General features: G+C 55.6%; 24 protein-coding genes. 6 read left to right on the top strand and 18 right to left on the bottom strand.

Annotated features, from left to right (window positions below):
* Position 1 precedes the first annotated feature (1 nt).
* Positions 2-664 (bottom strand): hypothetical protein, encoded by a 663-nt coding sequence (locus tag L6963_RS04990; RefSeq protein WP_237206779.1) that lies wholly within the window; start codon positions 662-664, stop codon positions 2-4.
* Entirely contained in the window at positions 664-2,124 is a 1,461-nt protein-coding gene (locus L6963_RS04985; protein ID WP_237197233.1) for a polysaccharide biosynthesis tyrosine autokinase, read from the bottom strand. Before L6963_RS04985 ends, L6963_RS04990 begins: the two co-directional genes overlap by 1 nt.
* A 358-nt stretch (positions 2,125-2,482) precedes the next feature.
* On the opposite strand from L6963_RS04985, the gene L6963_RS04980 reads away from it, so the two are divergent.
* Both L6963_RS04980 and L6963_RS04975 read left to right on the top strand, forming a co-directional pair.
* A complete protein-coding gene (locus L6963_RS04980) occupies positions 2,483-3,589 on the top strand; it encodes a glycosyltransferase family 4 protein (RefSeq protein WP_237197235.1) in 1,107 nt (368 codons plus the stop codon).
* 6 nt (positions 3,590-3,595) lie between these two features.
* Positions 3,596-4,684: a glycosyltransferase family 4 protein gene (locus L6963_RS04975; RefSeq protein WP_237197237.1), complete on the top strand. Its 1,089-nt coding sequence runs from the start codon at positions 3,596-3,598 to the stop codon at positions 4,682-4,684.
* Here the strand turns inward: L6963_RS04975 and L6963_RS04970 are convergent.
* From L6963_RS04970 to L6963_RS04945, 6 genes are all read right to left on the bottom strand, one after another.
* Positions 4,664-5,788: a glycosyltransferase gene (locus tag L6963_RS04970; RefSeq protein ID WP_237197239.1), complete on the bottom strand. Its 1,125-nt coding sequence runs from the start codon at positions 5,786-5,788 to the stop codon at positions 4,664-4,666. The genes L6963_RS04975 and L6963_RS04970 overlap by 21 nt on opposite strands.
* A gap of 17 nt (positions 5,789-5,805) precedes the next feature.
* Positions 5,806-7,125 carry an oligosaccharide flippase family protein gene (locus tag L6963_RS04965; protein WP_237197241.1) on the bottom strand — a complete coding sequence of 440 codons (1,320 nt, stop codon included), beginning with the start codon at positions 7,123-7,125 and terminating at the stop codon, positions 5,806-5,808.
* A 3-nt stretch (positions 7,126-7,128) separates the two neighbouring features.
* A complete protein-coding gene (locus L6963_RS04960) occupies positions 7,129-8,436 on the bottom strand; it encodes a UDP-glucose dehydrogenase family protein (RefSeq protein ID WP_237197243.1) in 1,308 nt (435 codons plus the stop codon).
* 313 nt (positions 8,437-8,749) lie between these two features.
* Positions 8,750-10,978 carry a polyribonucleotide nucleotidyltransferase gene (locus L6963_RS04955; RefSeq protein WP_237197245.1) on the bottom strand — a complete coding sequence of 743 codons (2,229 nt, stop codon included), beginning with the start codon at positions 10,976-10,978 and terminating at the stop codon, positions 8,750-8,752.
* Between the two features lie 234 nt (positions 10,979-11,212).
* Complete coding sequence (gene rpsO, locus L6963_RS04950) at positions 11,213-11,482, bottom strand: 30S ribosomal protein S15 (RefSeq protein ID WP_135012745.1); 270 nt, start codon at positions 11,480-11,482, stop codon at positions 11,213-11,215.
* Between the two features lie 196 nt (positions 11,483-11,678).
* Positions 11,679-11,981 carry a hypothetical protein gene (locus tag L6963_RS04945; RefSeq protein WP_237186860.1) on the bottom strand — a complete coding sequence of 101 codons (303 nt, stop codon included), beginning with the start codon at positions 11,979-11,981 and terminating at the stop codon, positions 11,679-11,681.
* An 88-nt stretch (positions 11,982-12,069) separates the two neighbouring features.
* Between L6963_RS04945 and L6963_RS04940 the strand changes: the two genes are divergently transcribed.
* The 3 genes from L6963_RS04940 to L6963_RS04930 are packed head-to-tail and all read left to right on the top strand — an operon-like array spanning position 12,070 to position 14,153.
* On the top strand, positions 12,070-12,552 hold the full coding sequence (locus tag L6963_RS04940) for an S-ribosylhomocysteine lyase (RefSeq protein ID WP_237197249.1): 483 nt from the start codon (positions 12,070-12,072) through the stop codon (positions 12,550-12,552).
* Positions 12,552-13,292 carry a 5'-methylthioadenosine/S-adenosylhomocysteine nucleosidase gene (mtnN, locus tag L6963_RS04935; RefSeq protein ID WP_237197251.1) on the top strand — a complete coding sequence of 247 codons (741 nt, stop codon included), beginning with the start codon at positions 12,552-12,554 and terminating at the stop codon, positions 13,290-13,292. The genes L6963_RS04940 and mtnN overlap by 1 nt, the downstream gene beginning before the upstream one ends.
* A gap of 36 nt (positions 13,293-13,328) precedes the next feature.
* The gene (locus L6963_RS04930) at positions 13,329-14,153 is read left to right on the top strand and encodes an aldo/keto reductase (RefSeq protein ID WP_237197252.1); all 825 of its coding nucleotides are present in this window, start codon (positions 13,329-13,331) and stop codon (positions 14,151-14,153) included.
* A gap of 178 nt (positions 14,154-14,331) precedes the next feature.
* On the opposite strand, the gene L6963_RS04925 is transcribed toward L6963_RS04930, so the two are convergent.
* The 9 genes from L6963_RS04925 to rimP form a co-directional block, all read right to left on the bottom strand.
* The gene (locus L6963_RS04925; RefSeq protein WP_237197256.1) at positions 14,332-15,288 is read right to left on the bottom strand and encodes a bifunctional riboflavin kinase/FAD synthetase; all 957 of its coding nucleotides are present in this window, start codon (positions 15,286-15,288) and stop codon (positions 14,332-14,334) included.
* A gap of 80 nt (positions 15,289-15,368) precedes the next feature.
* Positions 15,369-15,791: a hypothetical protein gene (locus L6963_RS04920; RefSeq protein WP_237197257.1), complete on the bottom strand. Its 423-nt coding sequence runs from the start codon at positions 15,789-15,791 to the stop codon at positions 15,369-15,371.
* Positions 15,792-15,886: 95 nt separating this feature from the next.
* Positions 15,887-16,261, bottom strand: coding sequence for a hypothetical protein (locus L6963_RS04915; RefSeq protein ID WP_237197258.1), 375 nt, complete (start codon positions 16,259-16,261; stop codon positions 15,887-15,889).
* 6 nt (positions 16,262-16,267) lie between these two features.
* Positions 16,268-17,311, bottom strand: coding sequence for a tRNA pseudouridine(55) synthase TruB (gene truB, locus L6963_RS04910; RefSeq protein WP_237197260.1), 1,044 nt, complete (start codon positions 17,309-17,311; stop codon positions 16,268-16,270).
* Between the two features lie 3 nt (positions 17,312-17,314).
* Positions 17,315-17,752, bottom strand: a complete 438-nt coding sequence (gene rbfA / locus L6963_RS04905) for a 30S ribosome-binding factor RbfA (RefSeq protein WP_237197262.1) — start codon at positions 17,750-17,752, stop codon at positions 17,315-17,317.
* Between the two features lie 244 nt (positions 17,753-17,996).
* A complete protein-coding gene (gene infB / locus L6963_RS04900; protein WP_237197264.1) occupies positions 17,997-20,873 on the bottom strand; it encodes a translation initiation factor IF-2 in 2,877 nt (958 codons plus the stop codon).
* 231 nt (positions 20,874-21,104) lie between these two features.
* A complete protein-coding gene (locus L6963_RS04895) occupies positions 21,105-21,326 on the bottom strand; it encodes a YlxR family protein (RefSeq protein ID WP_272878936.1) in 222 nt (73 codons plus the stop codon).
* Positions 21,327-21,520: 194 nt separating this feature from the next.
* Positions 21,521-22,561 (bottom strand): transcription termination factor NusA, encoded by a 1,041-nt coding sequence (nusA, locus tag L6963_RS04890; RefSeq protein ID WP_237206778.1) that lies wholly within the window; start codon positions 22,559-22,561, stop codon positions 21,521-21,523.
* 136 nt (positions 22,562-22,697) lie between these two features.
* Complete coding sequence (gene rimP / locus L6963_RS04885; protein WP_237206777.1) at positions 22,698-23,297, bottom strand: ribosome maturation factor RimP; 600 nt, start codon at positions 23,295-23,297, stop codon at positions 22,698-22,700.
* A 164-nt stretch (positions 23,298-23,461) separates the two neighbouring features.
* Here rimP and L6963_RS04880 point away from each other — a divergent pair, with 164 nt between their 5' ends.
* Positions 23,462-24,358, top strand: a complete 897-nt coding sequence (locus L6963_RS04880) for a hypothetical protein (protein ID WP_237206776.1) — start codon at positions 23,462-23,464, stop codon at positions 24,356-24,358.
* Here L6963_RS04880 and L6963_RS04875 read toward each other — a convergent pair.
* Positions 24,355-25,155 carry a TSUP family transporter gene (locus L6963_RS04875; RefSeq protein WP_237206775.1) on the bottom strand — a complete coding sequence of 267 codons (801 nt, stop codon included), beginning with the start codon at positions 25,153-25,155 and terminating at the stop codon, positions 24,355-24,357. The genes L6963_RS04880 and L6963_RS04875 overlap by 4 nt on opposite strands.
* Between the last annotated feature and the right edge of the window lie 47 nt (positions 25,156-25,202).

Here is a 25,202-nt window from a genome sequence, read left to right as displayed (position 1 = left end):
ATTATTTAGTGTTGTCAGCTAAAATTGAAATATTCAAATATCGAGCTAAATCTTCTACTAGTGAATTTATTTGTTCAACAACCTGCGTATATACGTGATCGTTATGCCCGAAAGGATCAGGCACATCGGGAGATCCATAACCAGTTTGGCGATTTGCATGACAGTAGAGAACTAATTCTTCCCTTGAATTAAATTGATCTAAATCGCCAACAGCTCCAACGATAGCCACGAACTCAGCAATAGTGAATATTTTAGAGTATGCTTTAGGGTATTGCTGAAGTAGCTCAGAACGATGAGCAGTAGTCATCGTTAAAACTAGATCAGATGCGACAATAATAGATTCCGTCTGTTGCCTTGCCTTATGGGATTTAGCATGAACTTGAGCTTCGGCGTTCAAAAACCTACTAATGTTATGGTCAATATCGTGACCAGTTAAAGCATGTGTGCCTGCACTATGAACTTTCACCTGACTGTAATCAGAATTTTCGTCTGTTGCACAACGTAGCGATTTCAAAAAATATTCTGCATATGCAGATCTACTGATGTTAGCCGTACATAAAAAGAGTATGGTAAATAAATCTGAATTGTCAGATTCATTATTTCCAAAAACCGCGCTAGTTTTATTTGATCCAAATATAGACTTGATTTGATCCTTAAAGTCCATCAGCGCACTCGCTTACGGGTAGAGGCTCTCTTTTCGCTCTGCTGATAATAGTAGTTATTTTTTCCATAATAACCATAGTTTGCACCCTCAAGCCCCTTTACGGGAACACGGTTGAGGACAATACCGAGAATGCGACCAGAAACATTTTCAATTTTAGACAATGCGTCCTCAAGCGAATCTGTTCTTGTAATATTTGCTGATGCTACGACTAGAGCACCATCAAATTTTGCAGCCAAAATCGATGCATCAGTAACTGGCAATACAGGAGGGGCATCAATAATTACTACGATATTCTCCTCTGTGAAAGAATCTATAAGCTCCTTCATAGTATTGGAGCGTAGTAGTTCAGCGGGATTGGGCGGAATGCTGCCTGATGGAAGAATATACATTTCATGGTTGGGAGACCAGCGATGTACTGCATCACCCAAAGTAGTGCGCCCTGCAAGAACATCAGAGAGACCGATCTCGCCGGGAATGTTAAACGATTTCGCAACTGTGGGCTTGCGCAGGTCGGCATCAATTAGGATTACGTGTTGCCCCGAGGACGCAATCATAGTTGCAAGGTTAGCTGCCACAGTGGACTTTCCGTCGCCAGGTAGAGCTGATGTTACGACTATGGACTTCGGAGGGTTATCAACATCGAGGAATTCGAGATTAGTACGTAGTTCTCTTAAAGACTCGTTTAATAGTTGAGCGCTTGATCGTACACGGACATCAGCGGTTGCTTCCATATCGGGCGAAAGTCGAGACTCTGATGCTGTCAGAATTTTCTCCATAGGGAGTTTACCGACGATTGCGTGTTCAGTAACAGCTTCGATATCAGCTGTAGAACGGATTCGCTTATCATACTGATTCTTAAGCATGACAAATGCCAGGCTCAAAATCAGACCAGCAAACGCGCCAAGAGATACATACAACTTTAGGTTTGGAGCAGTTGGAGAGGTCGGAACTACTGCAGACTCCATAGGGGTCAACTCAATCGTCGCCATACTCCCAGTAGCATCGCCGGGAGCTTCGAGATTTTGAACTTCTTCGGCCATGGCGCTAATCCATGCATTAGCTATATCGCTAGCTAGCTGTGGGTCGCTCGCACGCGCTGACACCTGAATCGTGACAGTATCAATTGGGACCGATACCTGAACTGCTCCAACGAGAGTTTGCGCGTTAGTGTTTAACTGCAGCTTTTCAATAACGTTGTCTGCCACCACACGTGACTTACCAAGATCTGCATAAGACTGGGCACGGGACTTAGCATAGGTATCGGCGGCGGAAGCCAGCGCAACAGAGTTGCTTTGTCCAGTTGCTGAGCTACTTGTAGTCAGGAACCCTGATGAATTAGCTGTATAGGTCTTTGGCTGTACTGCCCCTGCAGCAAACCCTAAGAAACCTCCTACAACCATACCGATTGCGAGTATCATCCAGTATCTACGTAAAATAATGAGAAGTTTCTCAGGTGTCATCAAGCTTCCTTTGATCGAGTGATGGTCAGACCGCGGTCTCAGCAATCCCAGAGTTGCTAGAAGACATTCTATCCTTCTTTTCGTGCGCGAGGTTCCAACTGCAACTCAAATCACCAACGATACCCATCACACCTCTGTCGATGAACTTTACTTCTCAGGTTCTTGACGTATAGTTTAAGATACTAAATATATACTTAATCTATTTAGAAAATAGATATAAGCATCCCGACAAAATCACCAACTTGACCAAAAACTATACTCTCTATGCTTAGCAAAAATTTGACTCACAATTCATTTTAAATATTTTATTTCCCATAATCAAATTATTCCGACTCCGCTCCCAGCAGCTAGGGCTAAAATGTCAATCAAAAAAATCGCAATCGATGCAAGGATTTATTCGAAGTCAACAGGTACTTACGTTCGCAATTTATTAGAAGAGTTGCAAGACCTCGATACCGAAGGTTACGAATTTGACGTGCTTCTACGGCATGACGACTTCAATTTGTGGTCGCCTAAGTCATCTAATTTTCGCGCTGTAGAAGCTGAGTACCAAGATTTTTCTTTTTCAGAGCAAATAGGATTTCTCAAACAGTTAAACTCTGAAAACTATGACTTGGTACATTTCTGCATGCAACAGCAACCTATTTTTTATCGCGGAAAAAAAGTCTCCACTTTTCATGACTTAAATCTTATTAAATGGAAAAATCCGGCAAAGAACAAACTTATTTTCTCAGCAAAACAGCTAATAGCTCGATATGCTTTCCTAAAATCAATCCGATCAGCTGAACACATCATAACCCCTAGTCAGTATTCTGCCGACGATATAGTTATGTTTTCATCAATACCAGAGGCTAAGATTTCTGTAACTTATCTAGCCGCTGAGAAACGCGTAGATTCAGATTTGCTCGATAAATCAATTGTCCCTACTGATCCGTTTCTTCTCTATGTTGGAAATTTTTTCTCCTATAAAAACGTAGAAACTTTAGGGATAGCTCTCAATAATATCTTAGACAAACATCCAAATCTAAAACTAGTATTGGTTGGTCGACTCGATGACGCTGGGCATCAGTTACGTGCAAAATTCTCCAAACTGAATCTAAAGAATATCATCTTTACTGGTTTCATCTCCGATGCTCAACGTGATACTCTTTATGAAGCAGCCACCGCTTATGTTTTCCCCTCCTTTATGGAAGGCTTCGGTCTACCCGGGTTAGAGGCTATGTCTCATGGCTTGCCAGTTATTTCATCTAACGCAACTTGTCTACCCGAAGTTTATAAAGATGCTGCTTTATACTTCGACCCTTCAAATTCAGATGAGCTTGCATTGCTTCTTGACGCTATCGTTGAAGACTCTCAGCTTCGACAAGATTTAGTGCTGAAGGGCCGCAAACTACTAGAATCGTACTCCTGGCAGAAAACTGCTGAAGAGACTTTTGAAATTTATAAGAAAGCACTCAAAGGATAATCTTCTATGAAACAAGAAGTAATATTTGTTGGTCACACTTCAAAGCTAGGTGGGGGAGAGCTTGCTCTTAGCAGATACATTACATGGGAAGATCGTACTCTTCCGATTCATCTCATAGTTTTCGAACACGGAAAACTCAGTGAAATTGCTAATTTAGCGCCCCATACCCGAGTAACAGTTCTATCTGCTACCTCGCTTCCTCAAAGAGTACTTGAACTCAATAAACTGCTAAAAGAATCTAATAATTTCATCGTATCGAACAGTATCAGCGCTTTTCTGCACCTCAGTCTAGTACCTGCAGCTCGTCATCGGGTAATTGACTATCTTAGACAAGAGGCCTATCCATTTGAGGCCTCGTTGGCCAAAAAGTCGTTTCTGAAGTACTTCGCATATCCTTCTGCCAAGGGCTTCCTCTCAAACAGCGAATACACCCTACGAACCCTAACTTCTGCATCGCAAGAACGTCGCGGCAGGGTAGTTTACACAGTATCCGGTCGCTCAGAAGCTACCCTGGCTACAAGTTACCCAGGACTACACCATCCCCTACGGGTACTATCTCTAAGCCGACTAAGCCCCTGGAAAGGCGTCCATGTTATCATGGAAGCCGTTAACCTTATCAATAGCCGCTCTAAGGCCCGGACCGTTGAGCTTACTGTAGCTGGCGGTAATCTTTTTGGGGAACCTGAGTATTCTCAAAAACTAAAGAAAATTGCAACGGCTTCGCATGGGGCCATTAAGCTCATCGGAAATGTATCTGATGTGTCCTCTGTACTCTCAAACCATGATGTTTTAGTCTCAGCATCAACGGACCCTGAACCTTTCGGTCAAATTCTTGTACAGGGATCTTCCGCGGGGCTCGTCACGATAGGCACATCGCATGGAGGCGCCACCGAAATCATAACGGATAAAGTTAATGGACTTCTTACAGCTCCGGGTGACGCACAAGATTTAGCTGCTGCCCTTGAGTGGATTATTTCTCACCCCCAAGAGTCTCTTGAGATTAGAAAAGCAGGGGTAGAAAATGCTCGTCGTTTTACCGATGAGCAGACTCTCCCCCTGCTTGAAGATGCTCTTCTATATTTTATCGATAATTAACCTATCATAAATATTTTCGATAGACTGAATACAATTCATCACAGAAAAATCTTTAAGCACTCTCTGACGACCATTGATACCCAGCTGACGTGCAAATTCCGGATTTCTCAAAAGCCTTATGAGTGCGTCAGCTAATAAATCTACTTTTCCTTCTTCAACAAGTATTCCAGTTTCATTATGAGCAACGGCCTCCTTGACTCCACTAAATGCGTAAGCTACGACAGGTGTTTCTTGTAATGCCGCCTCAAGATACACCATACCAAACCCCTCAATTACAGTCTTGTTTACCTTCATGGAAGGAGCGCAGAATATTTTACTATTTGCCAAATAGCCTTGGACCTTGCTAGATGACTGATGGCCTAAGAAATCAACACTGAGATTAAGTTGACGAGAAATATTTATCAAATTTTCCAGTTCGGGTCCAGTTCCAATTACAGCTAGTTTTAATTTTTTGCCTAGTTTCTCTTCTGCAATGGAAGCTGCTTTTAACATATGCAAGGTACCCTTATATGGAATAAGACGTCCTACAAATAGAATATCATAGTCAGCTCTATCATCTTTTCGCAGGAGGCTAGTTTCTGGTATGCCTGTGTACTCGACTGTAATTTTTTCAGGAGGACACCCTAATAATATTGCTCTTTCTCGTATAGCTTCAGATACAGCAATAAAATGTTGACCATTCTTAAATAGAGACTTTAGCCTTAGCTTATAACGCTTACCTCTCCATCCAGGCATTTCCGGGGCTGTATGGATATCATGCCCATGAAATGTAACTACTAATGGAATTCTTAATTTTTTACAAATCTCCTGAACAGCGAAAGCCTCTGATGCAAAATGTGCATGGACGACATCAACAGATTTCTGCTCTAGTAATTGAGAAAGCTCTTTTGAATACCCAAAAGCGGATAGAATCTTAGCTTTAATTCTATCTGATAGATTACCACTTTCATGTAGAAGGATATCGCTTTCTCTTGCCAGTGGTGAATCATGTCGCTGCGATGCAATCGCTATTGCCCGGTATCGTGAATATGCATCTTGTTGATTCCGAATAAAAGTTTCTGTCCCAGGAAGAAGCTTTCTCTTCCATATGGCAACTGTTTTCATCTCAGACAACATACCTCCTATTTTTTCGTGATTCGTTGTACGAGCGATTTGATTATTCTAAGATCGTCCCTTCGCGGGACAATAAAATCACTCATTTTCGTCCCTAATACCTTGCGTGTGAAGAGTAGATTACCGCTAGCAGCTGTGACGCTACCTCCCATTGTTGCAAAGGCTGCACCTACTGCACCATGCTGCGGTACAAGCCACAACATCAGAAGAAGGTTAACGATGCAACCAGCAACTAAGGACCAGCTACGGAGCTCAGGACGCCCTGCTGCCGAGAGACCAACACCGGCCAAAGACCCCGGATTGCCCATAACAGCAGCTATAATCAAAATTACGGTAATAATCCATGCCGGGGCGAATTCCTCGCCAAACAGAATCGGAATCATCCAGATACCGATAACAATTGCGCAAGACCCGGTAACGGCTGCTGCCATATTAGAAACTCGTGCAGCTAATGCTATTCGCTCACCCTGAGGTGCCTTCGACTCGGTAGAAAAAACAACCTCGCGTAAGGCGTTATTTACAACCAGTACAAGATCTCCAATTGCTACCGCAACAACATACAAACCTAGTTCATATGATGAAGAAAGCGGAGTCATAAGTAGCTGGTCCAGACGTGAAAGCAAAACACCAGCTAAAGATCCGAACCATTGCCGCAACCCGTACTGAAGAATCAATCGCATCCGAACATCTTCAAGTGAGCTTGATTCTTCATCTGTATGAGGCTTCTGGAACATTAAGGGTAGATACAGTATTCCTCCTAAAAATACTGTTACACCTATAATTAAAGAAGCCGTAAGGACATTGAGATGACCAGTTAGAGCAAAAACAGATATTAGGCCAAGTTTGCTCAATGAAGTTAAGGTACGCTCTGCAGCAATCAAACTAAATTTTTGAAGGCCAAAAGCAGCCCCTCTAAGCACGCCTACCCATAATGAAGGTAATAACATAAGTGTGCAGTAGAACATTATCTGAATAAGTTCATTATTGTAGCCAGCGAAATACGGGCCAAGGGCAATGAAGCCTAATGTACCTAAAACGGCCGGTATAATAATCAGCAACAAGCTCTTATAGAGCACAGATAATGCAAACTTCTGGTGCCTAGCAACAAAATAAGTAGTTGCCTCTGGAAGCCCCATGGTGAGAACAGCTACACCCAACACTAGGGGTGCTGTAGCTGCTGTGGCTTCACCACGTCCAGTCACGCCCAAAGCATGGGCGAGAATAGGCGCAGTCAGGAACCCCGCGAGCGGTCCGATTGCTTGCCCCGCAACCGAATACATCACTGCTTGTAGACGACTTGCCTTTTTTCTCGCAAAATGCTTTGCCATAATTTATCGGCGACCTACTCCCATATACTTCCAACCGTTGTTTTCCCACGCTGCCCTGTCTAGGGAGTTGCGTCCATCAATTACAACAGAAATATCATGCCGAGCCTTTGTAGGTTCTGCCTGTGTAAACTGTTTCCATTCAGTCAGTAAGATAGCTATATGCGCGCCTTCGAGTGCCTCGTCCATAGAGCTGACGTACTGCAGGTCAGGATTAATAGTACGAGCCTTTTCCGCAGCCTTCGGGTCGGTGGCAACAACCTCATAACCTAATTTTTGTAGAGCTGTAGCTACGTCAAGGGCGGGCGAGTCTCGCAGGTCATCGCTCTCGGGCTTGAAGGCGAGACCAAGAACTGCAACTCGAGTTCCGGCAGGAGTGGGGAAAAGGCGCTGGACCTGCTCGATGATATTACGACGCTGACGAAGATTAATATCGTCAACTGCAGTCATCAAGTTAAGTACGTCTTCAACACCCAGTTCTTCTGCTCGTGCTTTAAAAGCACGGATATCCTTCGGCAGGCATCCTCCGCCAAAGCCGACTCCAGCATTGAGGAACTTCCGCCCGATACGGTCGTCCAAGCCAATAGCGTCAGCCAGCTCGGTTACGTTTGCGCCGGTCTTATCTGCAACCTGTGCTACTGCATTGATAAAGCTAATTTTGGTCGCCAGAAAAGCGTTAGCAGATACTTTAACAAGTTCAGCAGTAGGAAAGTCGGTGACAATCAAAGGGGTATCACGTTCAAGGATAGCTGCGTAAACAGTGTCGAGAACGTCTTTTGCACGAGAAGAAGCTTCATCGCCAGCGGGTAGGCCATACACGAGGCGATCAGGGCTAACGGTATCTTTAATTGCGTGCCCCTCACGCAGGAACTCCGGGTTCCACGCTAAGATTGCACCGGTCTGACGGAAGGCATCGTATTCAGCAAGATCCTGGGCCGTTCCGACCGGCACTGTGGACTTACCGATGACTACGTCGCCCTCATTGAGGTAAGGAATCAGTGCTTCGACAGCAGAATAGAGGTAAGAAAGATCCGCTCCAGCACCGTCCTTTTTCTGAGGGGTGCCAACACCAATGAAGTGAGCTTCAGCATCCTGCGCTTCTGAAAAATCAGTGGTGAATTTCAGTTTTCCCGACTTAATTCCCTGCTGAAGCAATTCATCCAACCCGGGCTCATAGATTGAAGCAAAGCCGGTGTTAAGGGCATCGACCTTATCCTGCATGACGTCGATACCAACTACATCATGACCAAGTGATGCCATAGCAGCTGCGTGTACAGCTCCCAAGTATCCACAACCTACAACTGAAATACGCATATTCCCTAGTCTTTCTTTGTTCCCCAAACTGAATTTGTATCTTCTGCAAGGATTTCCAGTCGCCCTTGCTACAAGCACAATATTTTTTCAGTTCAGAGAAATTCGCGAGTAATCCTGCATTATGAAGGGACCGATAGTCCGCAACATGTACTCATAAAAGTTTATTGCCCACAGGGCCGAACCGAACCTGTTAAGGGTTATGATTTCCATCTACATTAAATTTGCCTATAAATATTAGACATGAATTTACCATATATGAGAAAGAGGATAGCTTCCTCTCAAAGAAACTACCCTCTTTTCGTGACAGAGCTTTTTACTCTTCGTCGCCGCTCTCTTCGCCTTCGGCTACGACGGGTACCAGTGACAGCTTGCCGCGGTCGTCGATCTTGGAGATCTCTACCTGGACCTTCTGGCCTACGCCGACGACGTCCTCGACGTCGTCTACGCGCTTGCCGTCGTTGAGCTTGCGAAGCTCGGAGATGTGCAGCAGGCCGTCCTTACCGGGGGTCAGTGAGACGAAGGCACCGAAGGTGGTGGTCTTCACGACGGTACCCAGGTAGCGTTCGCCGACCTCGGGAACCTGCGGGTTAGCAATCGCGTTGATTGCTGCGCGGGCTGCCTCTGCGGAAGGGCCGTCGGTAGCGCCAATGTAGACGGTGCCGTCGTCCTCGATGGAGATGTCAGTACCGGTGTCTTCCTGGATCTGGTTGATCATCTTGCCCTTGGGGCCGATGACCTCACCGATCTTGGCAACGGGTACCTGAACGGAGATGACGCGGGGTGCGTAGTCGCTCATCTCGTCGGGAGCGTCGATTGCTGCATTGATGACCTCGAGGATGTGCAGGCGGGCTTCACGTGCCTGGGTCAGGGCGCCTGCCAGAACGGAGGCGGGGATGCCGTCGAGCTTGGTGTCCAGCTGGATAGCGGTGACGAACTCGGAGGTACCTGCGACCTTGAAGTCCATATCGCCCAGGGCGTCCTCAGCACCGAGAATGTCGGTCAGGGCTGCGTAGCGGGTTTCGCCGTTGACCTCGTCGGAGACAAGGCCCATGGCGATACCGGCGACGGGGGCGCGCAGGGGCACACCGGCGTTCAGCAGGGAGAGGGTTGATGCACAAACGGAGCCCATAGAGGTTGATCCGTTGGAGCCCAGGGCCTCTGAAACCTGGCGGATTGCGTAGGGGAATTCCTCGCGTGAGGGCAGGATCGGGGTGATCGCGCGCTCGGCGAGTGCACCGTGACCGATTTCGCGGCGCTTGGGTGAGCCAACGCGGCCGGTTTCACCGGTTGAGTAGGGCGGGAAGTTGTAGTGGTGGATGTAGCGCTTGGACTTGACCGGGTAGAGGGAGTCCAGCTGCTGCTCCATCTTGAGCATGTTGAGGGTGGTGACGCCCATGATCTGGGTTTCGCCACGCTCGAAGATAGCGGAGCCGTGGACGCGGGGCAGAACCTCAACCTCAGCGGTGAGCTGGCGGATGTCGGTCAGACCGCGGCCGTCAATACGAACCTGGTCGGTGAGGATGCGCTGACGCACAACGTGCTTAGTCAGGGCGTTGAAAGCTGCGTTAACTTCGTCTTCGCGGCCCTCGAATTCCTTGCCTTCTGCGGCCAGGGTTTCAACGATTTCCTGCTGCAGGTCAGCGGACGCGGTTTCGCGGTCCTGCTTACCGGCGATGGAGTAGACCTCAACGATCTTGGGTTCAAAAGCTTTGACGGCTTCGTCGATTTCTGCGGCACGCTCACCGAAGATGGGCAGCTCCAGGGCAGGCTTGCCAGCGCGCTCAGCCAGGTCAGCCTGGGCCTTGCAGAGGGCAGCAATGAAGGGCTTAGCAGCTTCGAGACCCTCAGCAACAACTTCTTCGGTCGGTGCGGTGGCGCCGTCTTCCTTGATGAGCTTCCAGGAGTTATCGGTAGCTTCCGCCTCAACCATCATGATGGCGACGTCTTCGGTGCCGTCAGCCTTGGTCACAACGCGACCGGCTACAGCCATGTCGAAGACAGCGTTCTCAAGCTGGGAGTGCTTGGGGAAGGCAACCCACTGGCCGTCGATTAGGGCGACGCGGACGCCACCGACGGGGCCCGCGAAGGGGGCACCTGACAGGGTGGTGGAGCAGGATGCTGCGTTGATTGCGACGGTGTTGTAGATTTCGTCGGGCTCGATGGTGAGCACGGTGACAACGACCTGCACCTCGTTGCGGATGCCCTTCTTGAAGGCAGGACGCAGGGGGCGGTCAATCAGACGCGCAGCCAGGATCGCTTCGGTTGAGGGGCGGCCTTCACGGCGGAAGAAGGAGCCGGGGATCTTACCGGCTGCGTACATGCGCTCTTCAACGTCTACGGTCAGGGGGAAGAAGTCGAAGCCGTCACGGGGGCTCTTGCCGATAGCGGTGGCTGAGAGCAGGGTGGTGTCGTCGTCGATAGTGACCAGGGCAGAGCCTGCGGCCTGCTTGGCGAGGCGGCCGGTTTCGAAGCGTACTACGCGCTTACCGAACTTGCCGTTGTCAATGATTGCTTCTGCAAACTGAATTTCGGGACCTTCCAAGGTTCCTCCATTTCTCTTGTCTGCGCCGCGCCTTCGGTCATCGATTGAGGCTCACAGACCCCGCCAATGGGGCTTTCTGTAAACCGCTACCGAGGACCGTCAAAGCACGCGGCGACTTATTTCTATTCTGTGGGTGGTAGGTGTGGGTGAGGGCGTCACCCTCGACCAGCGGCGTCCGACTATTAAGCCGAATGCGCGGGTTGCGGTGTCGCCCTCACGTTCACAAACCTTGTGTTATCGGCGGATACCGAGACGCTCGATGAGGGCGCGGTAACGCTCGATGTCGACGCTCTTGAGGTAGCCGAGCAGGTTGCGGCGGCGACCAACGAGAATCATCAGACCACGACGTGAGTGGTGGTCGTGCTTGTGGAACTTGAGGTGTTCGGTCAGGTCGGTGATACGACGAGTCAGAACTGCAACCTGAACCTCGGGTGAACCGGTGTCACCTTCGTGGGTTGCGTATTCCTTCATGATTTCCTGCTTGATCTTGGGATCAAGAGCCATGGGTTAACTCCTAGAGTTAGTGCCGTGTGCGGCCCGGTCAACATTTTTGCTGCCGGGTTGAGGGGCAAGGACGCCGGTGGGCGGCTTTCCCGCTGCAGGTAACTGCCACGGACTGCAGTCACATGCATAGTCAACTCTACAGCACAAGCCACCCACCGGGAAGAGAGGCCCCGGTGGTAGCTTGCTCACCTGCGAGCTATTTCTTTTCGCGGCCGAAGGCCAGGGAAGCGAGCGCGGTAGCACCGGTAACGGCGCACACAGCAGGCCAGGGGCCAATCTTCTTGTGCAGGGCGTGGGAGTAGCCGAAGGCGCCGAGGTAGACGGCGGTGAGGGCGGCGGCGGTGCCGGTTCCGGCGTTCTTCTTCCAGCCGGCAAAGGCAGCAGCACCACCAGCGGCTAGGGCGACCCCGCCCAGGGCGCGGACGTTAGTAACACGGGCAACCTTGTAGCCGCCCATCAGGCCGGCTGAGGCAGCAGCGGTGGGAATCAGTACGTTCATGGAAGTACTCCAATCGTTCGTGAACACTTATGTCTTAGCCTACTCCTCCAGCTAGCGCGAGTTCCCTAAGTACGAGAGAATAGTAAGCATGCAAATCACTGAGAATTTTGAGAAGCAGAAGACTAATGTTGAGTCTTTCGACCTGGATCATACCGCTGTGGCGGCGCCCTACGTGCGCGTAGCTGACCGTAAGACCCTGCCGGGTGGGGACGTCCTGATTAAGTACGATGTGCGTTTCACCCAGCCGAACAAGGGGCACCTGGGCATGAAGGCGGTTCACTCGATTGAGCACATGACCGCCCACCATATGCGCAATCACACCGACGCTTTGATTGACTTCTCCCCCATGGGTTGCCAGACCGGTTTCTACGCCCTGACCCTGGGTGTTGAGCCTGCCGATTTTATGCAGGTTCTTGAGGCTACAATGAATGACCTACTGGAGGCCGATGAGGTTCCGGCAGCGAACGAGGTGCAGTGTGGCTGGGGCGCTAACCACTCCTTGGAAGAGGCCCAGGTAGCGGTTCGTGCTTTTGTGGAGAAGAAGGACGAGTGGGAGCAGGTGATGGCATAATGTCGGCTTTTGCGCTCCCTTCTGGCTTTGAGAATGCCGCTATCGTGCAGGTAGCCATGGATGAAGAAGCTGCCCCCTTCCTGAGTAAGACCGAACCGGTCGGTGAGGGCTATGCCCTGGGTGAGGCTGTCTTCTACCCCCGGGTGCTTGCCACCGGTACTGACGAGTTGAAGATTCTGCTGGTGCGCTCCAAGATTGGCCTGGTCAATGCAGCTAGCGCCCTGACCGCTGCCCTGGCCCTGGTGCCCACCCCGCGCGTCATCGTGTCTGCCGGTACCGCAGGTGGCCTGCGCGCCGACGTGAATGTGGGCGACCTGGCTATCGGCACCGACTACACCTACACGGACGCGGACGCCACCGCCTTCGGCTACGAGTTTGGGCAGGTTCCCGGCATGCCCGCTACCTACGCCACCGACCCGGTGCTGGTTGAGAAGGCCCGCGCTGCCGCAGCGGCCTACACCGGTGAGGGTACCCCCCTCTTTGGGCAGATGTTGGCCGGCGGTTCCTTCGTCACCGCCCACAACGTCAAAGACACCCGCCAGCTCTTCCCCCAGGCTCTGTCCACCGACATGGAAACCACTTCCCTGGCCCAGATTAGCTGTAGCCGTTCCCTGCCCTTCATCGCGGTGCGCGGCATCTCTGACCTCTGCGGTCCGGCAGCCGACCAGGACTTCCACATGGACGCCCCCATCGTGGCCGAACGAAGCGCCACCCTGGTGCTTGACCTGCTCAGCCGCTAACCCGCGTCCGCCCCGCTCCACCCGAGAGGAAAACCAATGCAAAACCATACCCTGCGCGACGGCACCTCAATCCCGCCCCTGGGCTTAGGCACCTACCCGCTCAACAACGTAGACGCCGAGGTCGCCGTCTCTGAGGCCATCGCCCGCGGCTACCGCCTGATCGACACCGCGGTGAACTACGAGAACGAGGTGGGTGTTGCCCGCGGCGTCCTGCGCTCAGGCACTGCACGCGATGAAATCTTCGTGCAGTCCAAGCTGCCGGGGCGCGACCACGGCTACGAGCCAGCCCTCCGCTCCCTCGAAGGCACCCTGAGCCGTATGGGTTTTGACTACCTCGACGCCTACCTGATTCACTGGCCTAACCCCTCCCAGGGCCTCTATGTCGACACCTGGCGGGCTCTCATCAAAGCCCAGGAAGAAGGGCTGGTCAAGTCCATCGGCGTCTCTAACTTCCTACCCGAGCACATCGACCGTCTGATTGAAGAAACCGGCGTAACCCCCGCCATCAACCAGATCGAGCTGCACCCCTACTCACAGAAACAGGACTGGGCAGCCTACAACCTCGACCACGCCATTCTCACCCAGTGCTGGTCACCCCTGGGCCGCAAAACTGACCTGCTCAAGGACGCCGCCCTCGAGACCATCGCCGCCGAAGCCGGTAAAACCGTAGCCCAGGTGATTCTGCGCTGGGAGGTCCAGAAGAACCTGGTGCCCCTGCCCAAGAGCTCCAACGCCCTGCGCATGGAAGAGAACCTAGCAGTCTTCGACTGGGAACTCACCGACGACCAGATCGCCCGCATCGACGCACTCGAAGCAGGCGTAGGCCGCGGGTTTGACCCGAATACCCACGAAGAGATGTAGTATATGGGCGCGGCAGGCTCACAGCGAAGCTGCTGGCTCGGGGCTGGCGTGAATCGCTTGTGAGCGCTAGCGAACTAGCGAGAGGGTCGGCAGCGAGCGTGAGCCTGCCGCGCCCATCATCTCTCATAAAAAGTTCCCGGAATAAGAGTTCTTATTCCGGGAACTTTTTGTATGTTCTCTAGCCGATACCGAGAATGGTCTTGGCCTGTTCAACGTCGGCGTGCATCTGCTCAATGAGTGCTTCGACGCCGGTGTAGGCGACCATGCCGCGCAGATAGTCGACGAATTCTAGGGTGACGTGCTGCCCGTAGAGGTTGAAGTCTTCTACCTTCTCTTCGGGGCGGCCGATGACGTGGGCTTCGACCTGGCGGGTGGTGATACCTTCGAAGGTGGGGTTGGTGCCCACCGAAACGGCAACAGGGTGGCGGGTTCCGGCCTCGTCAATCAGCCAGCCTGCGTAGACCCCGTCACCGGGTACGAGGCCGACGGAGTCGACGTCCATGTTGGCTGTGGGGAAGCCGAGTTCGCGGCCGCGGGCAGCGCCGTGCACGACTTCGCCGCTCATGTAGTGGTTGCGGCCCAGAATAGAGGCGGCGTCGCGCACCCGCCCTTCGGCGAGCAACTGCCGGATGGAAGTCGATGAGCAGCGGCGGTCGTCGTGGGCAAGCAGGTCTTCAACGACGAGTACCTCAAAGCCGTATTTTTGGCCGAGTTCCTTCATGGTGTTGAGGTCGCCGGAGTTGTTGGTGCCGAAGCGGACGTCATCGCCTATGACCACGAATTTGGCTTTGAGGGCATCGACGAAGGTTCGTTTGACGAATTCTTCGGGGGTTTGGGCGGCGAAGGCTAGGTTGTAGTGAAGGAGCAGGTAGTAGTCGACGCCGAGGTCAGCGAGGATTTTTTGGCGACCGTCCTGCCCCATGATTTCGATGTGTACCCCGGCAGGGCCGTGGACGCGGGCGGGGTGGGGGTCGAAGGAGACGGCGACAGAGGAAAGGCCGTGTACCTTGGCTGTGTTGACCAGGGTGGAGAGCACTTTTTGGTGGCCGATATGCACGCCATCGAAGTTGCCGATGGTGACCACGGTGGGGCCGAAGTCGGCGGGGATCTGGGCGAGATCGGTAAAGCGCTTCACTGTGCTCCTCGGTTGGGTTGCTTCGTGTCTATACTACGCGTATTTGGGGGCTTCTGCTGAGGGCAGGCGGACGCCGGTGGTTAGCGGGTGTGGCTGGGGCGGGTTTTGTTGAGCCACCAGAGGCCTACTATGGGCAGGATCAGGGGGATGTAGCCGTAGCCGGAACCGAAGTGGGACCAGACAGAGGCTAGCTCAAAGTGCTGGGGTTGCAGATAGGAGAAGATGCCGATGAGGAGCACCCCGGCCATTTCGATGCTGACGGCGGCCAGAGAGATTTTCCAGGCCCCCTCCCCCTTCTTAGCCAAAGCGATGGTGGCAACCAGGTAGATGAGGGCTGAGAGTGCTGAGAGACTGATAGATAGCGGGGCTTCATCGAACTTGCGGATGACCTGGTAGAGGGCCCGGGCCCCCGCCGACAGGGTAAAGACGCCGTAGATGACGACGAGCAGGCGGCCAAAGCCGCTATTTTTTGTAGCGGAGGCTTTGTTCTGTGTTTGATTCATTGTCTTCTTCCATCTCCCATGCAATGTTGGTGCTGCTCTTGAGCCGGCGAGAGCTCACGCCCTGCGCTCATTCTGTCATTCTCCAGCGCATCGACCTAATAGTAGTACCAGAGCATGTTCATGCGGTGCACCATGATAATCAGCACCGGCCCGGTTAGCCCTAGCACCAGGGTTGACCAGCGGGTTCGTTCGGAGAGTGACCAGATGAAGGTGCCGACGGGGATAATCATGGCGGTGAGTAGGTAACCGTAGTATTCGAGCCAGTCACCGCTGGGGCCGTCCGTTGTGACCTGCATGATGATGGAGCCGACCAGGTAGACGATGAGGAAGGCTTCAAGGAGAATAACGGAGCCTTGGGACCAGTCGTCGGGGGCTGCTCCGCGCAGGAAGCGGGTGAGGCAGATGAGGAAGGAGGCTAGGCCGAGCGCGGTTATGGCCCAGAACCAGAGGTCGAGTCCGGCGATCATCATGACGGGTTAGTTTTCCTTGAAGCTTGTTCCGGCTTCGAAGACGAGCACGGGGGCGGCTACGTTTTCGCGGCGGAAGCGGGTGTTTTCGATGATGGCGACGAGGGTGCCGTTGGGGGCGAAGGCGGCGGTGAGGCCGGTGGTGGTGGGTTTGTCGTGCCCGCCGGTGGAGCCGGTTTTGGGGGCGGTGGTGGCGGGGCTGCCTTCGGTGGGGGTGATGCGGCGGCCGTTGGCGAGGTCGGTGGCTTCGGCTGCGGTGAGGTTGCGGACGGCAAAGAGGCGGCGGGCTGCTTCTTCGATGGGTAGCAGGGGGGCTGCCTGTTCTGCTTCTCGCCCGGCGATGAGTTCGTCGAGGGTGTGGGCGTCGTCGGCGTGGATTTCGCCGATGGCGGTGCGGCGCAGGGCGGTTAGGTGGGCGCCGGTTCCTAGTGCTGCCCCGAGGTCGCGGGCTAGGGCGCGGATGTAAGTGCCTGCTGAGCAAACGACGGTGACGTCGAGGTCGAGGACGCTGGTGTTCACCTCTTCGTCGCTCAGCTGGTAGGTGGCGGTGGCGGGTCGAGCCTTGTGTAGGTCGAAGGAGTGCACGGTGATGGGCCGGGCTTCGAGTTCGACTTCTTCTCCTGAGCGTACGCGGGCGTAGGAGCGTACCCCGTTGACTTTAATGGCCGAGACGGCGGAGGGTACCTGCATGATGTCGCCGGTGAGGGTGGCAATGTGCTGCCTGATGGCGTCCTCGCTGATACTATCCAGCGCGCCGTCGTGAGCGACGGCGGTGGCTTCGCCGTCCGCGTCGTCGGTGAGGGTTGAGACGCCGAGGCGGATGGTGGCGGTGTAGGTCTTGGTTTCTCCTACGACCCAGGTGAGCAGGCGGGTTGCCTTGTTGACGCCAAGGATGAGCACCCCCGTGGCCATGGGGTCGAGGGTGCCGGCGTGCCCGACTTTGCGGGTGCCGGCGATCCACCGCATTTTGGAGACCACGTCGTGGCTGGTGAGTCCGGCGGGTTTGTCAACGACGATGAGGCCCGAGGGCCCGGTGGGTGCTTTCTTGGCCACGGTTTAGGCTTCGTCTTCCTCGGTTTCGGTGCTCTTGTAGGCGTCCTCGCCACCGGCGTATTCGGCACCTTCGCGGGCGGCAGCCAGTTCAGCGTCGCGTTCCTTGGTCTTGCGCAGCAGGTCTTCGATGTGGGCTGCATTGACGGGTACTTCGTCGGGGACGAAGGTGAGGGTGGGGGTCAGGCGCGCGGTGATGTTCTTGCCGACCTCTGAGCGCAGGATGCCCTTGGCTGAGTCGAGGGCAGCCTTGGTGGATGCCTGTTCTTCTTCGGAGCCGAAGACGGTGTAGTAGATGGTGGCGTGCTGGAGGTCGTTGGTGACGCGGGCGTCGGTGACGGTGATAAAGCCGAGGCGGGGGTCTTTGATGCGGCGTTCGAGGGCCTGGGCAACGATGACCTTGATGCGGTCGGCTAGGCGGGCGGCGCGTGCCGGATCTGCCATGATGTTCTCCTTCTCTAGAGAGGTTTCTATGTTTAAGTGTAAAGGCACCCTAGGGTTCGCGGCGAAGCTGCTGGCTCGGCGGCTGGCGCGAATCCTAGGGTGCTTTTGAAGAGCTAGGTTGCTTACCCAGTAGGTCTACGGGGCTGAATACCCCAGAGCCGGCTGGCCGGGTCTGGCGTTAAGGGATGCCGGCGGGGCGGGGCGCCCCGCCCGCCGACGTCCTTAATATCAACCAGGTAGAAGCCTAGACGCGGGGCTTTTCCTGCATCTCCCAGGTTTCAATGACATCGCCTTCCTTGATGTCATTGAAGGAGCCCAGGCCGATACCACACTCGTAGCCTTCGCGGACTTCGGTGGCGTCGTCCTTGAAGCGGCGCAGGGATTCGATGGTGAGGTTGTCGGCGACAACTGCACCGTCGCGTACCAGGCGGGCCTTGGAGTTGCGCTTGATGATGCCGGTCTTGACGATGGAGCCTGCGATGTTGCCCCACTTAGAGGAGCGGAAGACTTCGCGGATTTCGGCGGAGCCGAGTTCGACTTCTTCGTATTCGGGCTTGAGCATGCCCTTGACGGCTGCTTCGACTTCTTCGATAGCGCGGTAGATGACGGAGTAGAACTTCATTTCTACGCCTTCACGGTCGGCTAGTTCTGCCACGCGTTCGGCGGGGCGGACGTTGAAGCCGATGATGATTGCGTTATCGACGGTTGCCAGGTTGACGTCGTTCTGGGTGATAGCACCTACGCCGCGGTGGATGACGCGCAGCTGAACTTCGTCGCCGCCTACCTCGATCTTCATGAGGGATTCTTCCAGGGCTTCAACAGCACCGGAAACGTCGCCCTTGATGATGAGGTTGAGGGTGTCCATCTTGCCTTCTGCCACTGCGGCGTCGAAGGATTCGAGGGTGACGCGCTTGCGACGCTTGGCCAGCTGGGCGTTGCGGTCGGCTGCTTCACGCTTTTCGGCGATCTGGCGGGCGGTACGTTCTTCTTCGGTGGAGAGGAAGGTGTCGCCTGCGCGGGGCACGGTGTTGAGGCCGAGTACCTGCACGGGGCGTGAGGGGCCGGCTTCTTCGACGTTGTTGCCGTTTTCGTCGAACATGGCGCGGACGCGGCCGTAGGCGGAGCCTGCGACGATGGCGTCGCCGACGCGCAGGGTACCTGACTGGACGAGGACGGTGGTGACGGCACCGCGGCCCTTATCGAGGTTAGCTTCGATGGCTACGCCGCGGGCTTCCTTGTTGGGGTTAGCCTTCAGTTCGAGGGCGCCGTCGGCGGTCAGGGTGACGGCTGCGAGCAGTTCGTCGATGTTCTTACCCTGGCGGGCTGAGACCTCTACGAACATGGTGTCGCCACCGTATTCTTCGGGTACCAGGCCGTATTCGGTGAGCTGACCGCGGATCTTGTCGGGGTTAGCGCCTTCCTTATCGATCTTGTTGACGGCAACAACGATCGGTACGCCTGCGGCCTGGGCGTGGTTGAGGGCTTCAACGGTCTGGGGCATAACGCCGTCGTCCGCTGCGACAACCAGGATCGCGATGTCGGTAACCTTGGCACCGCGGGCACGCATGGCGGTGAAGGCCTCGTGACCGGGGGTGTCGATGAAGGTCAGGTAGCGCTCTTCGCCATCGACCTCGGTGTGGATCTGGTAAGCACCGATGTGCTGGGTAATGCCGCCGGCTTCACCGTCAATAACGTTGGTGTTGCGGATGGCATCGAGCAGGCGGGTCTTACCGTGGTCAACGTGACCCATGACGGTGACAACGGGCGGGCGTACTTCAAGTACTTCGTCGTCCTCAGCCTCGGCTTCGGCAGCCAGGTTGATGTCGAAGGATTCGAGCAGTTCGCGCTCTTCGTCCTCGGGGGAGACAATCTTGACGACGTAGCCAAGTTCGGCACCGAGCAGCTCGAAGGTCTCCTCGTCGAGGGACTGGGTCTGGGTCGCCATTTCACCCAGGTGAATCAGAACGGTCACCAGGGCAGCGGCGTTTGCGCCAATCTTCTCGGCGAAGTCCATCAGTGAGGCACCGCGACGCATACGAATCTCGGTGGTACCGTCGCCATGGGGTACGGCTACGCCACCGATGGTAGGCTGACGCAGCTGCTCTTCACGACGCAGAGCTGACTTAGTCTTGCCCTTCTTCTTTTTGCCGCCACCGCGACCAAAGGCGCCCTGGGCGTTGCCGCGACCGCCGCCGGGGCCACCGCGACCGGGGCCGCGGTTGAAGCCGCCGCCACCGTTACCGCCGCCGGGACCACCTGAGCCACGACGGGGGCCGCCACCAGCAGGAGCACCGGCACCGCCACGGGCACCGACATTACCGCTCATCTTGGTGGGCATCATGTTGGGTGAGGGACGGTTGCCGCCACCTGCAGGTGCGGGGCGAGGTGCGCCGCCAGCAGGACGGGGGCCGCCAGCACCAGCGCCTGCGGGGCGAGGTGCGTTGTTGCGTCCGCCTGCGGGGCGGGGGCCACCGGCACCTGCACCGGCAGGACGGGGGCCGCCGGGGTTATTACCGCGGGCATTACGGCCACCTGCGGGGCGGGGACCGCCTGAACGCTCGCCGCGGTCATTGCGGTCGTTGCGCTTACCCATGCCCTGTGAGGGGGCGAAGGGATTGTTGCCGGGGCGGGGGCCGGGCTTAGCGCCAGCAGGCTTGGGGGCCGCGGGCTTGGGAGCTGCCGGCTTAGGAGCAGACATACCCTGAGTGGTTGAGAAGGGGTTGTTGCCGGGGCGGGGGCCAGCGGGCTTAGCGGCGGCTTCCTTCTTCTCAGCGGCGGGGGCGGACTCTGCTACGGGCTTGGGGGCAGCAGGAGCTGCCGGGGTGGCAGGCTTGGGAGCTGCGGCACCGGGCTTAGGAGCACCTGCGCCAGGCTTAGGTGCGGATGCACCGGGCTTGGGAGCTGCTGCCTTGGGGGCTGCGGCGTCCTTCTTCTCGGCTGCGGGAGCCTCAGCAGAAGCGGCAGCCTTGGGGAAGGCGGCGCGGAGTTTCTTTACAACGGGCGGTTCAAGGGTAGATGACGCACCCTTGACGAACTCGCCAAGTTCCTGAAGCTTTGCGACAGCTTCTTTTGAGGGGATTCCGAGTTCTTTAGCGATCTCGTGAACGCGGGGCTTAGCCACTTTTCTCCTGTTCTGGTTCGCACCGAACAGGGGCGAACCTTCAGTTTGTATGAGGTATCAGCTGGGTTACAGCTGGGTTTTTGCCGGTGGGCGAGCACAGGAAAGTACTCATTGCGCGGCACTCATCGGGTTTCCATCAGTTTTCTGACTCGCTTTCGTACACAGTAAGTCGTCAAACTCGTTGACATTGTTGGTTCGCCACCCCTTGAGCGGGGTTGAACCGGTGCCCCATTATGCTGGGATCACCAGTTCCTTGGCTTCGACCCGGGTTCTAAAAGCCCTGGCCAGCGCGTTTTTCTTAAGCGCAAGGGCAAGGCATTCGGGTGTGTGGTGGAGCCAGGCTCCACGCCCCGGGAGGTTTTTGGCCCGGTCAAAGACTGCACGCGGTGGTTCAGTCTGGGTCAGGGCAATACGGACGAGGTCATGGGCGGGTGCTGTGGTTCGGCAGCCGATGCAGGTGCGGACGGGGGTGTGCAGCTGGGGCGCTCCCTTCGTGTTGTTGACCTGTTGACTGCCAGCTCATGAGCGCGAGCTGGCAGGCATGGCTGGCTGCTGACCAGTCATGAGCACTCTATAGTGATGTGACCTCTTATAGACCAGTTTAGCCCCCTTGCGGGGGCTAACGGCAAATATGTTAGTCAGCTCTCTTATTCAGCGTCAGATTCGGGCGCTTCTTCAGCGCTTTCTTCCTGGGCTGCTCGGGCTGCTGCCATTGCGGCTTCGTATTTGGAAGCTGAGATGATGTCGATACGCCAGCCGGTAAGCTTAGCGGCCAGACGGGCGTTCTGCCCTTCCTTGCCGATGGCTAGGGAAAGCTGGTCATCGGGCACGATGGCACGGGCTGAGAAGGTCTTACGTTCAGTGACGGTAACTTCGCTGACCTTAGCCGGTGAGAGAGCTGCGGCAATGAACTCTTCGGGGCTCTCGGAGTGGTCAACAATATCAATCTTCTCGTTGTTGAGCTCACCCATCACCGCGCGAACTCGGGCGCCCATTTCGCCGATGCACGAGCCCTTGGGGTTAACACCGGGCTTGGTGGCGCGCACAGCAATCTTGGTGCGGTGGCCGGCTTCGCGGGCAATAGCCATGATTTCGACTGAGCCATCGGCGATTTCGGGAACCTCGTGCTCAAAGAGGCGACGCACCAGGTTGGGGTGGGAGCGGGAAAGCACGATGGAGGGGCCCTTGGGACCGCGCTTGGCTTCTAGTACGTAGGCGCGGATGCGGGTGTTGTGGGCGTAGCGCTCACCGGGTACCTGCTCGGCGGTAGGGAGAACAGCTTCAAGGGTGCCGAGGTCGACGTGGATCATGCGGGGGTTGGGGCCCTGCTGAATAACGCCTGAAATCAGCTGACCTTCGCGGTCTTTAAACTCACCGAGCACGGCTGAATCCTGGGCATCGCGCAGACGCTGCTGGATGACCTGGCGGGCAGTAGAAGCCGCGATACGACCAAAGTTATTGGGAGTATCGTCGAACTCACCGATCTGCTGGTCGTTCTCATCGAGCTCGGGGGCCCAGATAGTGACCTTACCGCTGGTACGGTCAAGCTCTGCACGTGAGCCACGGATGGCACCGGGCTGCTTCTGGTAGGCCAGCAGGATGGCGCTCTCAATCATCGGGATTAGGTTGTCGATTGAGATGTCGCGCTCTTTTTCGAGCAGGCGGAGGTTGCTCAAATCAATGTCCATGGTTGGCCCTTCCGTGTAACACGGTGCCGGGGCAAAAAGCTCCGGCACCGCTTGCGGTGTATGTTCGCGCACCTACGGTGCGCTGCCTCAAAAGTATTGAGTTGTGGTCTTGTCTTTATATTCTAGCGATTACTTGCTAGCGGTTGAATTCAATTTCAACCTTTGCAGCAGAAATTGTGACCCAGGGCAGGGTGACGGCCTCGCGGTAGCTTTCGGGTTGGCCCTTCTTGGTTTCCTTCTTGCGGCGAATAACCGGCCCCTCGTCAGTAACGAAGTCGAGACGGGCCAGGTACTTCTCTCCCCCGGCTTCGGTAATCTCAATCAGACGGTCGATTGAGCGCTTCCAGTGGCGGGTTTCGGTCAGGGGGCTGGTCACACCGCGCGATGACACCTCAAGAGAGTAGGGCACTTCACCGTCATCAGCAGCGTCAAGAGCGGCTGACAGGGCCTGGGAAACCTCAGCAATGGTATCGAGCGACAGGGCATCGGTACGGTCTTCGGGGTAGTCCACCACGATTTCTAGGGTGCGATTAGCGCCACTGCCCTTAGCGGTCAGCTTCTCCAGCACCAGCTTGAACTCCTGCTCCACCACCCGGGTGACGGCCTCACGCACGCCCTCGACGCTCACAAAGCTACCGGCAGGGGCTTTCTTGGTGATGCCCTGCTCAGCGCGGGCAGCGGCCCGGCGCTCGCGGGCGTTGGGGGCGTCCTTTTTACTGGCTTTGGGTGATGCCATCGCGCGTAGCTCCTGGTGTCTAGGGGTAGGTAAATCCATTCAAGCCTACCACCGGCTCCCAGTACGTCAGCCGAGAATTCGCTGAGGGCGGGCAGGCTACGGGACTTTTTGGCAGAATGGGAGGTGGGCTCTTGCCCGTCCGTTTTTGTGAGAGGTAGCTGCCTATGAATCGCCCTGTTCGTCTGACCCCGGTACTTGTGGCCGCTCTATTAGCTGGCCTGCTGGCGGTGCTTCTTGCTGTGGGCTGGTTTTCGCAGCGACAGGCGGAGCAGATCCGCGCTGACCTTAGCGATCAGAGCACCATGGCTGCTCAGCTGACCGCCCTGCAGCAGGCTGCTGATGAGTCGGGTCAGGACGCGTTGGGTCAGGCGGCGCAGGCTGCCCTTGAGTCCCTTGCGCCTGCGGCTCAGGACGCAACGGTCACGGAGTATGAGCCGGTAGAGCAGCAGCTCCAGAGCACGGTTTCGGCCCTGCTGGAGCTAGGTTTTGCGACCCAGGACGCCGGTGATCGGGCTCGGGCTCTCACAGCCGTTGCGGATGTGTGGCAGGCTGCCCGCCAGGACGGGCTGACTACTGCCGCCTACCCCGAGGCCCTGACCGATGAGATAGCACATATCAGTAGCTACACCTGTGGTGATGAGGGGCTTACTGCCGGTGCCCCCGATAGTTCAGGCAGTGAACAGGTTGTACAGCCTGCCTCCCTACTGCCCCTGCAGCAGAGTATCTATCAGCTCAACTACGTCAGCGAGGTCTACGCCGCCCGTGCCGAGCAGGGCTACGCTAACGTTGCGACCCAGGCCGCTCAGCTAGCAACAGCTACCACCGATATGGGGCATCTAGCTGCCCCCGTGCTAACCTGCTACGGGGCCTTTGAGGCGCCCGCGGCGTCCTACCCCCTCGCCGAAGCAGCGGACGCCCCCCAGCAGCTCACCGACTTCACCGCGGCTATTGAATCCAACGCCCGCGCCGCCCTGGCCGACCAGACCCTTGCCACGTCAGCAGACGATATTGAAGCCCTCGCCCTCATTCTGGCCCTCGATAGCCAGCAGCTTGCCGCCTAAAGAGCACCCAGAATATCGGCGCCCAGCTTGATGATAAGGGCGCTAACTACCACAATCATCATCCAGCGAATAAAGCGGCTCCCCCGGGCCAGCGCCGTACGCGCTCCCAGGTAGCCACCCACCATGTTGGCTGCTCCCAGCAAAAGGCCAAGAGCCCACACCTGCTGACCCGCCACCGCAAACAGCACCAGGGCCCCCAGGTTGGTAGCGGCATTAATAATCTTGGTCTGGGCTGTTGCCTGCAAGAAGCTGTAACCCATCAAAGACACCATGGCCATCATCAGAAAAGAGCCAGTGCCAGGGCCCAGCAGCCCGTCATAAAAACCGATAGTTGCGCCAATCCCCAGCCCCACCATGAGGTGCTTGAGCCCCCGGTGTTTGAGCTGGGTCAGTTCACCGAGTGAAGGCTTGAACACCGTGTAGACCAGCACCAGTATCAGCGCCAGTACGATGATGGGCTTAAAGAGCTCTTCGGGAAGGGCTGTGGCGACCAGGGCCCCGCCCATGCTGGTCACAAAGGCCAAGGACGCCGCTGGCAGCACCGTGCGCACGTTGACCGGGGTGCGCCGCAGGTAGGTTGCAGCACTGGTGAGGGTGCCAAAGACAGAACCCAGTTTATTGACAGCCAGGGCTTGCACGGGCGAGAGCCCCGGGACCATGAGCACCGCGGGAAGCTGAATCATGCCACCGCCGCCGACTACGGCGTCCACCCAGCCAGCGGCTAGGGCAGCCAGAAGCAACAAAACTAGCGTGGTCGGCTCAAGGCCGAGAGAGTCAAAGCCGAGGGTATCGAGCACGCTTCTGCCTTTCCTGGGAGTGCGGTTAAACCACAAGGTACCATCTA

Source organism: Rothia nasimurium, from assembly GCF_928392795.1.
GTDB classification, from domain to species: Bacteria; Actinomycetota; Actinomycetes; order Actinomycetales; family Micrococcaceae; genus Rothia; species Rothia nasimurium_F.
The sequence above is the reverse complement of the archived record's forward strand: the minus strand, read 5'-3'. Positions and strand labels throughout refer to the sequence as shown.